Raw genomic sequence first — 12,666 nt, 5'->3', positions numbered from 1 at the left:
CGAGAAAACATGAGCGGATGGCGGAAGAACTCGCCCGGCACTTCCTTGCTACCGCCCTCCAACATCCCTGGAACGCTCAAACCTGCGCAGGGCAAGGGACAGGGTAATGGTCATCATCAGATAGATCAGGGCGACCACGTTGTAGGTCTCGAAATAGCGGAACGAGCCTGCCGCATAGACTTTGCCGAGCTGGGTGATATCGGCAACGCCCAGGACGGAAACCAGCGAGCTGTCCTTGATCATGGCGACGAAGTCGTTTCCCAAAGGCGGCAGGATGGTCTTGAGGGCCTGCGGAAAAATGATCAGCCGGAAGCGGAGCCAGCGGTTCATGCCGAGCGCTTCCGCGGCTTCGATCTGTCCCTTGTCGACGGCCTGGATGCCTGCACGGAAAACTTCCGCGATGAATGCGGAATAACCGATCATCAGCGCGACGATGGCACGCCACAACAGCGGGAAGTCTCTGGTGCGCATGGTCTCCAGCCCAAGAGGCTCAAGAACTGCGTTGACACCGGCAACCAGAAGCGGCGTTGCGACAAAGGCGATGTAGAGCAACAACACGATGATCGGCAATCCACGCACGATCTCGACATAGAAACGGGCAACCTGGCGCAGCACGATCGAACCGGAGAGCGAGGCCAGGGCGAGAATAAGACCCAGCACGGATGCCAGGAAAAATCCGACCAGCGTGACGAATATTGTCAGGCCAATTCCGCGGGAAACGGTTGCCATGACCTGAGTATAGATTTCGTCGGTCGCGATCTGAAACAGGAGAAAAATGGCAATTCCGCAGGCCGCCACCAACCAGTAAGGAAAGTCGTTTTGTGGAGTGGCGGTGGAAGATTTTTTGCGGAACATGGATCTGTCTTGGACTGAAAAACGGGAGCGATGAGAACTTGGGGAGTTACAGCCAGTCAAAAATCAAATGGCCGGTATCCGGAACAATGGGCGGATACCGGCCATGATCATCAATGTCTAGCCGCACTTCGGCGCAGCCGGTTCTTTATTGGCCGGCTTTGTAGTCGAAGAACCACTTCTTGTTCAAAGCGTCCAAGGTGCCGTCAGCGCGCATGCTGGCAATCGCAGCATTGATTGGCGCAACGAGATCGGACCCTTTCGGGAAAATGAAACCGAAGTCTTCCGTTCCCATCGGCTCGCCGATCAGTTTGAACGTGTCCGGATTGGTCGCGACATAGCCCTGGCCACCGGTGCTGTCGGTCAGGACAAGGTCAACGTCGCCAGTCTTCAGAGCCTGGACAGCCGCGCCGAAAGTCTCGAAGAGCTTGATGCGCGGGTTGGCTTCGTCACCGTCCAGAACTTCATAGACAGTGACATAGAACGGCGTTGTGCCCGGTTGCGCGCCGGCAAGGAAATCCGTGTTGGCGGCAAATCCCTTGGCATCCGTGAAGCGGTCTTCGTCGGCACGGACCAGCATGAACATTTCAGAACGCATGTAAGGTTCGGAGAAATCGACTTTCTCCGCCCGGTCCGCACGAATGGTAATGCCGTTCATGGCAAGGTCATATTCGCCCGCCGAAACGGCAGGGATCATCGCATCCCAGCTGACATTCTCGTAAGTCACGTTCATGTTCAGGCGTTTGGCGATTTCGGCAATTGCTTCATACTCCCAACCTGTCGCTGCGCCGGACTTCGGGTCGACGAACTGCAGTGGCGGATAGGTGTTCTCCGATGCGATGACGATGTCACGTCCCTTCAGGTCGGGAAGATCCTGCGCAAGAGCGGAAAACCCGGCGCCGATCATGGCGGTGACGGCGACCGCAAGGGTCAGGAAAGTTCGTTGCATGGCAAGCTCCTAGATCAACCTGCTTTGAAGTGGAGGCACCGCAAAGGCAGTGAAGTTGATTGTTTCCAAATTGCTGAGGCATGTGGTGTTCATAGATCCGCCAAATACCCCTGTGAAAATTCGGGGTGACTTTATCGGTTTCACTGCACCGGGAAAAGGGCAATTGAATCGGTTGAAGCGAGACGAGTGCAATGGAGTGCAGAATTTTTCTCTTTGTGAAAAAAAATTCAAAAACTGTAGTTACGTCTATTGACCCGGGCGAGCGTTGGCGGGACTGTGGGGACATAACAACAATAAGGAGACTTTTATGTCCAAACTAAGCAGCAACAATTTGCAGCAGGCAGGACGGCGGGTCCGGCTTGCTCCTTCCCATCCGCTGGAAGTTTTTACCGATGCGGAAAAAGCTGTTGCCCGTCTGATTGAAATATTCGAAGCGAACACGTCGTTCCTGCGCGCGCATTTCCAGGACCTTCTTGAGGGCAAGGAAATAGAGGGGAGAGTTCGCGCCTACTATCCGCAAGTCCGGATCGTGACCGACAGTCATGTTCGCCTGGACAGCCGACTGTCCTATGGTTTCGTTTCCCGGCCCGGAACCCATGCCTCGACGATTACGCGACCGGATCTGTTCAAGAATTACCTGGAATCTCAGTTGTCGCTGCTGATGAGCAACCACGATGTGCCGATCCTGGTCGGTGACAGCGACATGCCGATACCGCTTCACTTCGCTTTCTATGACGGCACGCACGTGGAAGGGGGCGCCGCCGCCGCAAATTTGGATCGGCCTCTCGCCGACATGTTTGACCTGCCGGACCTTACGGTAATGGACGATTCCATCGCCAACGGTACCTACGAGCCTGTAGATGGCGTCATGCCGCTTGCCTCCTTCACGGCCCCGCGGATCGACTATTCCCTTCACCGCTTGCAGCACTACACCGCCACGGCAGCGGAGCACTACCAGAACTACGTTCTTTTCACGAACTACCAGTTCTATATCGATGAGTTCTGCCGCATGTCTCACGAGCTGCTCTCAGATCCGAACAGCGGATATGAAGCATTCGTTGCACCTGGTAACCTGATTACGGAAGCCGGACAAAGTGCGCCGTCTTGCGGAGCAGAGCCGGCAAAGCTGCCTCAGATGCCTGCCTATCACCTCAAGCGGGCTGACGGCAGCGGCATCACCATGATCAATATTGGGGTCGGTCCCTCCAACGCAAAGACGATCACCGACCATGTGGCTGTGCTTCGCCCTCATGTGTGGTTGATGCTCGGACACTGCGCCGGCCTGCGGAACAGCCAGACTTTGGGCGACTATGTCCTGGCACATGGCTATGTTCGCGAAGACAATGTTCTCAATCAGGACCTACCGATCTGGGTGCCGATCCCGCCGCTTGCCGAAGTTCAGGTTGCGCTTGAGGATGCCGTTGCCGAAACGACGGGTCTTGACGGCTATGACCTGAAACGGGTGATGCGCACCGGAACCGTTGTCTCCCTTGATAATCGGAACTGGGAGCTTTGGGATCAACCGGAGCTCGTCAAGCGTTTCTCACAGTCGCGCGCAATTGCGCTCGATATGGAATCGGCAACGATTGCCGCCAACGGCTTCCGCTTCCGGGTTCCTTACGGCACGCTGCTTTGCATCTCTGACAAACCGCTTCATGGCGAGTTGAAGCTGCCGGGCATGGCCACCGACTTCTATAAGCGCCAGGTCGCTCAGCACTTGCAGATCGGTATCCGTGCCATGGAAAAGATGCGCGACATGACGGCTGATCGTCTGCATTCACGCAAACTCAGAAGCTTCGCGGAGACAGCCTTCCAGTAAAGTCGTTGTCAGGGCGTCGAGCGAGAGGGCTGCCCTGAAGTGATTGTCATCCCGGCTCTTCGCTGCTCTGCGGTTGGAATGACAAAGAAGTTTGGCCCATGAAAAAAGCGCGGTTTCGAACCGCGCTTTTCTTTTTGATCTCGGAAAACTCGGAAATCTTATTCGGCTTCGTCGGCAGGGGCTGCGTTCAGCAGGCCGTAGCGTTCTTCGCCGATCTTCTCCAGAAGCTCCAGCTGGGTTTCCAGGAAGTCGATATGGCCTTCCTCATCCTTGAGAAGTTCTTCGAACAGGGCCATGGAGACGTAGTCGCCTTCCTCGCGGCAGATTTCACGCGACTTCATGTAAGAAGTACGGGCGTCATACTCACCGGCAAGATCGGATTCCAGTACTTCCTTGACGTTCTGGCCGATACGTAGCGGAGCCACCTTCTGCATGTTCGGGTGACCTTCCAGAAAGATGATCCGGTCGGTCAGCTTGTCGGCGTGATGCATTTCCTCAATGGATTCTTCACGCTCTTTCTTGGCCAGACGGGTAAAACCCCAGTCGCTCAAGAGGCGATAATGTAGCCAGTATTGGTTGATTGCGCCGAGCTCTAGAAAGAGAGCCTCATTCAGGCGTTCAATAACCTTCGCATTCCCTTTCATGGCGATGCCTCCTTAAAATTAATTAGGCGCGCAGTTTAGAATTATTCTAGTCTTGAAGTCCAGCGCCTATTCGCGTTTTAGGCGAAAATATTGACCCGACTCTGATGGACCATGACACCTCTCCTGATCGAGTCTGAAAAGGGGCGAGTATCCTGCAATCAATTGCTGAGAAAAATGAAGCGTGGCCCTTATCAAAAAGGCCACGCTTCGCAAGGACATGGCATGGATGCGATGCCCGCACGGTGAGTTCCTTAATTCGGAAGGATCACCGCATCGATCACGTGGATCACGCCATTGGAAGCTTCCACATCAGCAGTCACAACGTTGGCATCGTCCACCTTCACGCCATCTGTCGCATCGACGGAAATCTCACTTCCCTGAACGGAGGCGACTTCGGCCTTCTTGCCGGCGATGTCGGACGACATAACTTTGCCCGGTACGACGTGATAGGTCAGCACTGCAACGAGCTGATCCTTGTTTTCCGGTTTCAGTAGGTTTTCGACCGTGCCGGCTGGCAACTTGGCAAATGCTTCATCGGTCGGTGCGAATACGGTGAACGGGCCTTCACCCTTCAAGGTTTCGACAAGCCCGGCCGCCTGGACCGCCGCAACCAGAGTATTGAAGGATCCCGCGCCAACGGCTGTATCAACAATGTCCTTGTCCCCTGCCTTTGCTGCGGAAAGAGGAACGATGAGAAGAAGGGCGAAGAGAAGGTTCTGGATCAGTTTCATGTGTCACTCCCACATTCTCACAGACATAGGGAAAGCGCTTCGGGAAAACGATTTTCCCGAGCCAGTTCAGATGCTTGACTGATGCCTGTGTCGAACGCTTTACGTATTTGTCGCGGAGTTGGATGAGGAAAAAATCCGGGAGGATTTGTGCCGCCGATTGCAGTGCTGGATGGCGCAAGACGATTGCATCACGACGTCAGATCACCTGTCGAAAAGCTACTCACGGAATTTTGGAGTTTTGAATTGGCTCACGCGAGAAGCTGCGTGCGTTAGTCACCAGGGTTCGAGGGTTCGGCAACCTTGGCAACCAGTTCAACTGTATTACCATCCGGGTCTTTTACGAACAGGCCCCGCCATCCGACCCAGGTGAAATTCTCTATTCGTGTTTCGATACCTTTTTCGGCGAACCATCTTTCGGCCATATCCTGTTCTTCACGCGAGACGGAAAGCGCAATGTGGTGGAGGGAGGAAGCCGGGTCGCTTCGCCCTGAAGTCACCTGTTTTTTCGCGCCGGCATCAAAGAGAGCGAGAACAGTCGTTAATCCGCCAAAACCGTCGCCAATGCGGAAGAACTCGATAGTGCCACTCGCTCGGGTCGCAAATGGCTCCAGCCCCAAGCAATCGCGGTAGAACGCAATCATCGCGGCCATGTTGTTTGTATGGATGGCAATCTCACTGAGACCCTTGACCTGAAATTCAGGTTTCATCGGCAGATCCTTCAGTTCAAAGGGGACTGCATGATTAAAAGATTGATCAGTCTGCGACGCAATCCTTGCGGCAACTGTTGGCAAGTTCTGACAATTTCCGCTGCCAAGTTTTCAGACTGCGTTTTATGGAGATCTTGAAACACTCTCTTGGGCTTGAGCGCAAGAAGAACGACGGATGGGAAGAAAATGCACCCGGCTGAAGAAAATGATTGGCAACGAACAGCAAACTAACCGAAAAAGGCATTGTCAGAAAACAGACAGGGTGATTTTGCATCATGCTTTCAGGAGTTTGCGTCGGCACAAATGACATTTCGGCGGCCGGAAAGTTCTACGATGAAGTTCTTGCTGTCATCGGCATGAAATGCGTTTTCTCCGACGAGCATGAGAGAGGATACGCGGGCACTGACGGGCGAACCACCTTCTTTGTCGTTATTCCGTTTAACGAAAAACGAGCCACCTTCGGCAACGGAACACAGGTCATGTTTTATGCGCCCGACGCTGAAACAGTGAGAGCGTTCCACGCCGCTGCACTTCGCTGTGGCGGATCGGATGAAGGAGCACCCGGACCGCGGAGTTATCACCCGGACTATTACGGAGCCTATGTTCGCGATCTCGACGGAAACAAACTGAACGTATCGGTGAGCCTGGAAGGCAAGGCCTGACAGTTCCGGTTCACGCGCCCATGCACGCCGATGAATTGGCCCCGTCAGTCCAGTGCTGCGGCAAGGGCCTTGCGCATGACAGTCGGCAGGGCCTCATCCTGAAGTGTGTCCGGAGCTGACCACCAGCTATTTTCCAACGTTGGGACTGTCGAGGCTGGAAGATCTGAGATGTATATGGTCAGCTTCAGATGAAAATGCGTAAACGTATGTTTCACTTCGACCGATTGTTTGCGCCAGCTCGCGGAAAAGGGAGCATGGTCCAGCGCCTGGGACGGATCGAAAGTTTCCGACCATTCGGACCCCGGCACCTCGGTCATTCCTCCCAGCAAGCCCTTTGGCGGACGGCGACGCAGCAAAACGGCGCCACTGATCTCGTCCTTGGCCACAAAAGCCGCGCCGTAGCGTGTTGGCTTCTGCTTCTTCGGTGCTTTTCTGGGCAACGTTTCGGCAATGGCTGAGTTTTGCACCTTGCAGGCATCCATCCATGGACACAACGAGCAGGCAGGCCGCTTTGGCGTGCAGATGGTCGCGCCGATATCCATAACGGCCTGGGCAAAATCACCGGGCCGGTCGAATGGTGTCAAATCAGACATGACCGCCTTGATTTCCGCCTTCGCGTCGGGAAGAGGCGTTTCGATCTGTTGCAATCTTGTAAGCACACGTTCCACGTTGCCGTCGACAACCGCCGCATGCCGGTCAAATGCTATGGTCGCGATGGCTGCAGCAGTATACGGACCTACACCGGGCAGCTCCAAAAGAGCTTTTTCGTCGTCGGGAAACCGGCCCTCGTACTCATTTGCGACTGTATCGGCGCATTTTTTCAAGTTGCGGGCGCGGGAATAGTAGCCGAGCCCCGCCCAGGCCTTCATGACGTCTTCTTCTTCCGCACTGGCAAGATCTTCGACTGTTGGCCATGTCCTGGTAAATTTCTGGAAATAGTCCTTCACCGCAGCCACTGTGGTCTGCTGCAACATGACTTCCGATAGCCAGATCTTGTAAGGATCTGGAATTTCTCCCAGTTTCCGGTCCTGGGGACTTACTCTCCACGGCAGTTTCCGTGCATGACGGTCGTACCAGTGCAAAAGTGTCGTGGCTAAGGAAGCAGAATTCATGTGATCAGCCGAGTTCACGTGGATGAGTCCAAGTGTGTAAAACTGGAAAGCCTGGGGACAACTTCGTGAAGTAAGCCCGGCACAAGCGTATCGGGGAAGTATTGGTCGTTATTTTGTCGCATTCTATTGGGAGACAACATCTCTATCCGTAATGCTGGCAAATCTATGCTATTTTTGCTTGGCCGGAAGAGGAGGTAGGTCATTAGCGCGGTAAAGGCAAATTCTATGCGCAGGTCCAGAGAGGCGAAGCCGCTTGCTGATCTTGTCAGCAAGGCGATGACGCCGGTCTGCCGAAAGCGCGGTTTTGCCTCGGTCGATATCGTTGCCTCCTGGGCCGATATCGTCGGTGAGCGCTATGGCACGCGTGTTCAGCCGGACAGACTTGTCTGGCCTCGGCAACCGGAACTGCGAGACCCCGAAACGGTGCCGCAACCGGCCACGCTCGTCGTCCACACGGATGGCGCAACGGCCCTGATGCTGTCTCATGACAGCGGGCAGGTTATCGAACGCATAAACACCTTCTATGGCTGGGCGGCAATTGGACGCATAAAGATCCTGCAAAAGCCTGTGCAGGTGAAGCGCGTCGCACCGCGCAAGACACTGCGCGAGCTGACCCAATCTGAGGAAAAGAAGCTCGACGACAGCCTTCAGGGCTTTGAAAACGAGAGATTGCGCGAAGCCTTGAAAAAGCTCGGCGCACAGGTGATCGCAAAGAACACGGATGAGGCCGCCTGATCGGGGCGAGTATTGACCTAACGGTAGCGTGTTCAGCCGATAACAACTTTGTGAAACAGAGCTTTGTAAGCTCCTCGCTCCTGCCACATTTGATAAGCCTTGTTGACGCGCCGTGCCTGAAGGGGCACATGAAGCTACAGAATTCGCACCGTAGGGTGCTGCGTCTAAAACTTGTGATAGGACGATCTTCGTGACCCAGACCCGTAGACAGTTTCTTAAAACCACCGCCCTGGCCACGGCTGCATTCAGTGTTGCCGCCACCGTTCCGGCCTTCGCGCAATCCGTAGATCAGGAAGAGCTGCTGAAACCCGGTCCGCTGGGTGACAAAATCCTTGGAGACGAGAATGCGCCGGTAACAATCGTCGAATATGCGTCGATGACCTGCGGCCATTGTGCAAATTTCCACAAGAGCACCTGGCCTGACCTGAAGAAAGACTATGTCGACACCGGCAAGGTGCGCTTCATTTTCCGCGAGTTCCCGCTGGATCCGGTCGCTGCGGCTGCATTCATGCTTGCCCGCTGTGCCCCTGCGGACAAATATTTCGAGATTGTGGACATCATGTTCGAACAGCAGCGGAACTGGGCATTTACCGACAATCCCTATCAATCGCTGCTCGACTTTTCCAAACAGATCGGATTTACACAAGAGTCCTTTGAGGAATGCTTGACAAACCAGGGTTTGCTTGACGCAGTTAATGCTGTGAAAGATCGCGGCGCTAATGAGTTCGGTGTGAACTCCACGCCAACATTCTTCATCAACGGCGAAATGGTCTCCGGAGCGCTGTCGATTGACGAAATGGGCAAGATCATCGAGAAGAATCTCTAAACCGGCACTTTTGCTGCCGGGCGATAAGGTTCGCTCTGATCTTGAACACGCTTTCTCGGCGCCCACCTCCCGGAGGCTCGGGCGCCGATGAGATTTTCCAAGCTTCGCATTGCCGGGTTCAAATCCTTTGTCGAGCCGATGGAATTCATCATCGGCAACGGCCTGACCGGAGTGGTCGGTCCGAACGGCTGCGGAAAGTCCAATCTCGTCGAAGCCCTGCGTTGGGTGATGGGCGAGAATTCCTACAAGAACATGCGTGCCTCCGGCATGGACGATGTGATCTTCTCCGGAAGTCTCAACCGTCCGGCCCGGAACACCGCAGAAGTTTCGCTTTTCCTTGAAAACATTGACAGATCGGCCCCCACGGCATTCAACGATGCCGACCTCCTGGAGGTCAGCCGGCGGATCGAGCGCGAGCAGGGCTCCAACTACAAGATCAACGCAAAGGACGTGCGTGCCCGTGACGTGCAGCTGCTCTTTGCCGATGCGTCTACCGGTGCCCGCTCTCCTGCCATGGTGCGTCAGGGTCAGATCGGCGAACTGATTGCGGCCAAGCCGACGTCGCGGCGTCAGATCCTGGAAGAAGCTGCAGGCATTTCAGGTCTTCATTCGCGCCGGCACGAAGCCGAGATCCGCTTGCGTGCCGCAGAGCAGAACCTTGAACGCCTCGAAGATGTTCTGGTCCAGATCGACGGCCAGCTCGACAGCCTGAAGCGTCAGTCCCGGCAGGCGTCACGGTATCGGAACCTGTCGTCGGAAATCCGCGGTGCGGAGGCGTCCATCCTTTTTATTCGCTGGACCGAATCACGTGATGCACTTGTCTCGGCAGAAGAACATTTTACCGAAGCGCAGAAACAGGTGAACGAAGCGACGGCCCTGCAGGCAGAAAGCGCTCGCATTCAGGCAATAGCGGCGCACAAGCTTCCGGAGCTGCGGGACGACGCGGCCAAGGCAGGTGCCGCGCTGCAGCGACTCGTAATCGCCCGCAATGAACTCGATGCGGAAGAACGACGGGTAAAGGAAAGGCTGCAGGATCTGGAGCGGCGGCTTGTACAGCTTGCCGAGGATATCCGGCGCGAGCAGAGCATGGTGTCGGAAAACGATGAGGTCCTCGAGCGCCTGTCGGAGGAACGCGCCGAGCTTCTGGAAGAAAATGAAATGGTGCAGGAACGCACCGAGACAGCCCGTGAAAAGGTTGCCGAAGCCGAGGAGGTTGTTCGGTCCCTGGAGGTGAAACTGTCGGAGCTTACGGCAGCGGAGGCACGGGCGAGTGCCGAGCGACGTCAGCTGGAGCGCGCGGTTATGGAAAGCCGTCAACGTGCTGACCGGCTTGTTGCGCAGGCTCAGGAAGCTCAGCAGGCACTTGCCGATCTCAATGCTCAAATGGCCGAAAGCGACGGCGTTGCCGAAAACCGGGAGGCCCTGGAAATTGCCGAGGAAGCGTTTCTGGAAGCCGAAAGTGCTGTTGAGGAGGCGGAAACGGCGACAAGAGACGCGCGGGAACAGGAGCAATCAGCTCGTCTGCCGCTGAGCGAAGCCCAGCAGCTTCTGCAGGGCTTCGAAACAGAGGCGCGAACGCTTGAGCAGGTATTGAATGTCCACTCCGATCAGGATCACACTCCGGTTGTCGAACAGATCAAGGTTGAACAGGGATATGAGACCGCGCTTGGCGCGGCGCTCGGAGAGGATCTGGACGCATCGCTGGATGATGCAGCTGCAGTGAAATGGGGCGGGGTTCTTGAAGGACGCGAAGATCCTGATTTGCCCGACGAGTCCCGCTCGCTTGCAGATGTCGTGATTGCGCCGGAAGAGCTGTCGCGCCGGCTGCGGCAGATTGGAATTGTGGAACAGGCGCAGGGACCGGAGCTGCGCAAACAGTTGAAGCCCGGCCAGAGACTGGTGTCGAAGCAGGGCGATCTTTGGCGTTGGGATGGTTTCGTGGTGGCTGCCAACGCGCCGACGCCCGCAGCTCAACGTCTTGCCCAGAAAAACCGTCTGGCCGAACTGGCGGAGGAAATCGAGACAGCTCGCCGCGAGGTTGAAAATCGGCAACAGGCCCTGGAAGCTGCTGCGGCGCGCGTCCGGCAGGCCGTGGAGCTTGAGCAAAATGCGCGCGGCAAAGTACGTGACGGGCAGCGCAGTGTTGCTGCGGCCCGTGAAGCGCTCCAGGCAGCGGAACGTGCCATATCCCAGCTGGCAGCCAAGAAAGCTGCGGCTCAGGACCGGGCGGATCGCCTTGGCGAAGAAGCGGAGATGGCGCGCGAGCAGGTGGTCGAAACCGAGGAACGCCTAGAAGAGGCGCCCGACAGCACCAGCTACCAAGGCCAGATTGAGGAGCTTCAGGGGCAGGTTGACTCGGCGCGCAATGCGCTCGCAGAGGCGAGGGCAGTTTCCGAAGGCTTTGCCCGGGAGCAGCAGTTGAGGGATCGGCGTCTGGAGTCGATTGCCCGCGAATATGACAGCTGGAAGACCCGTGCATCCAACGCCGCCCAGCAGATCTCGGTCCTGACCGAAAGGCGGGAAGAAGCCGAAGAAGAACGCGCGGAACTTATCGAAGCTCCCGAAGACATCGAAATCAAGCGACGTGACCTTTTCTCTGCCATCGCCAAGGCCGAGGAAGAGAAGAAGGCCAGGGACGACCGGTTACAGCAAGCGGAGTTGGATCAGGCTGATGTTGACCGTGCTGCCAAAGTGGCGCTGGAAGCCATGTCAGGCGCGCGCGAGCAGAAGATCCGTGCCGAAGAGCGGCTGGAAGCGGCACGCGAACGCAAAGGAAACCTGGAGCGCCGCATCGATGAGGACCTTGAAGTCTCTGTCGCGGCCTTGCCGGAAATCGCCGGCCTGAAGGAAGGAGCGCCGCTGCCCGACCCTGAAGCGATGGAGCGCAAGCTGGAGCGTTTGAAGGCCGAGCGGGAACGTCTAGGCGGTGTCAACCTGCGGGCCGAAGAAGAATTGCGTGAGATTGATGAGCAGAAAACCACTCTGACTTCGGAACGCGATGACCTGATCGAGGCGATTCGTCGTTTGCGCACCGGCATTTCAAATCTGAACCGGGAAGCCCGCGAACGGCTTCTGGCATCGTTTGAGGTGGTCAACGGTCATTTCCAGCGGTTGTTCACTCATTTGTTCGGCGGCGGTACGGCCGAGCTGCAGCTGGTCGATTCTGATGACCCGCTGGATGCAGGGCTTGAAATCATCGCACGTCCTCCCGGCAAGAAGCCGCAGACAATGACGCTGCTTTCGGGCGGTGAGCAGGCGTTGACGGCAATGTCCCTGATCTTCGCGGTCTTTTTGACGAACCCGGCGCCGATCTGTGTTCTTGATGAGGTAGACGCTCCCCTGGATGATGCCAATGTCGAGCGTTATTGCGATCTTCTGGACGAAATGGCGGCGAGTACTGAAACGAGGTTTGTCGTGATTACCCACAATCCAATTACCATGGCGCGCATGAACCGATTGTTCGGTGTCACCATGGCCGAGCGTGGCGTTTCCCAGCTCGTTTCCGTGGATCTGGAAACCGCTGAACGATTCCGTGAAACCGGCTAAGTGCCCCTCGAAGACCGCTTGAGAAAGGTTTTCGGGTAAGACTATGGTCAGACAAATTGCCTTCGTGCGGTATTTTCTCTTTA

The 12,666-nt window shown here is 56.1% G+C and carries 11 protein-coding genes; 5 read left to right on the top strand and 6 right to left on the bottom strand.

All coding sequences use genetic code 11. From position 1 onward, the window contains the following. Positions 1–48: 48 nt before the first annotated feature. Entirely contained in the window at positions 49–855 is an 807-nt protein-coding gene (locus ABLO27_RS08935; RefSeq protein WP_353032165.1) for an amino acid ABC transporter permease, read from the bottom strand. 145 nt (positions 856–1,000) lie between these two features. Further along, positions 1,001–1,759: a transporter substrate-binding domain-containing protein gene (locus ABLO27_RS08930; RefSeq protein WP_417714780.1), complete on the bottom strand. Its 759-nt coding sequence runs from the start codon at positions 1,757–1,759 to the stop codon at positions 1,001–1,003. 349 nt (positions 1,760–2,108) lie between these two features. Here ABLO27_RS08930 and ABLO27_RS08925 point away from each other — a divergent pair, with 349 nt between their 5' ends. Beyond that, positions 2,109–3,620 (top strand): AMP nucleosidase, encoded by a 1,512-nt coding sequence (locus ABLO27_RS08925; RefSeq protein ID WP_353032161.1) that lies wholly within the window; start codon positions 2,109–2,111, stop codon positions 3,618–3,620. A gap of 158 nt (positions 3,621–3,778) precedes the next feature. Here the strand turns inward: ABLO27_RS08925 and bfr are convergent, their stop codons facing one another. From bfr to ABLO27_RS08910, 3 genes are all read right to left on the bottom strand, one after another. After that, positions 3,779–4,264: a bacterioferritin gene (bfr, locus tag ABLO27_RS08920; protein ID WP_353032159.1), complete on the bottom strand. Its 486-nt coding sequence runs from the start codon at positions 4,262–4,264 to the stop codon at positions 3,779–3,781. Between the two features lie 251 nt (positions 4,265–4,515). Next, on the bottom strand, positions 4,516–4,995 hold the full coding sequence (locus ABLO27_RS08915; protein ID WP_353032157.1) for a fasciclin domain-containing protein: 480 nt from the start codon (positions 4,993–4,995) through the stop codon (positions 4,516–4,518). Positions 4,996–5,264: 269 nt separating this feature from the next. Further along, positions 5,265–5,702, bottom strand: a complete 438-nt coding sequence (locus ABLO27_RS08910; protein ID WP_353032155.1) for a VOC family protein — start codon at positions 5,700–5,702, stop codon at positions 5,265–5,267. A gap of 275 nt (positions 5,703–5,977) precedes the next feature. Between ABLO27_RS08910 and ABLO27_RS08905 the strand changes: the two genes are divergently transcribed. Next, entirely contained in the window at positions 5,978–6,364 is a 387-nt protein-coding gene (locus ABLO27_RS08905; RefSeq protein WP_353032153.1) for a VOC family protein, read from the top strand. Between the two features lie 44 nt (positions 6,365–6,408). On the opposite strand, the gene mutY is transcribed toward ABLO27_RS08905, so the two are convergent. Continuing rightward, on the bottom strand, positions 6,409–7,476 hold the full coding sequence (mutY, locus tag ABLO27_RS08900) for an A/G-specific adenine glycosylase (protein ID WP_353032150.1): 1,068 nt from the start codon (positions 7,474–7,476) through the stop codon (positions 6,409–6,411). Between the two features lie 225 nt (positions 7,477–7,701). On the opposite strand from mutY, the gene ABLO27_RS08895 reads away from it, so the two are divergent. From ABLO27_RS08895 to smc, 3 genes are all read left to right on the top strand, one after another. Beyond that, entirely contained in the window at positions 7,702–8,211 is a 510-nt protein-coding gene (locus tag ABLO27_RS08895; protein ID WP_353032149.1) for a DUF721 domain-containing protein, read from the top strand. A 190-nt stretch (positions 8,212–8,401) separates the two neighbouring features. After that, entirely contained in the window at positions 8,402–9,037 is a 636-nt protein-coding gene (locus tag ABLO27_RS08890) for a DsbA family protein (RefSeq protein ID WP_353032148.1), read from the top strand. 87 nt (positions 9,038–9,124) lie between these two features. Beyond that, positions 9,125–12,583, top strand: coding sequence for a chromosome segregation protein SMC (smc, locus tag ABLO27_RS08885; RefSeq protein WP_353032146.1), 3,459 nt, complete (start codon positions 9,125–9,127; stop codon positions 12,581–12,583). The last annotated feature ends 83 nt before the right edge of the window (positions 12,584–12,666 follow it).

The organism is Roseibium sp. SCP15 (assembly GCF_040329435.1).
GTDB lineage: Bacteria > Pseudomonadota > Alphaproteobacteria > Rhizobiales > Stappiaceae > Roseibium.
Note: the sequence above shows the minus strand (reverse complement) of the source record. Positions and strands in the feature narration are given on the sequence as shown.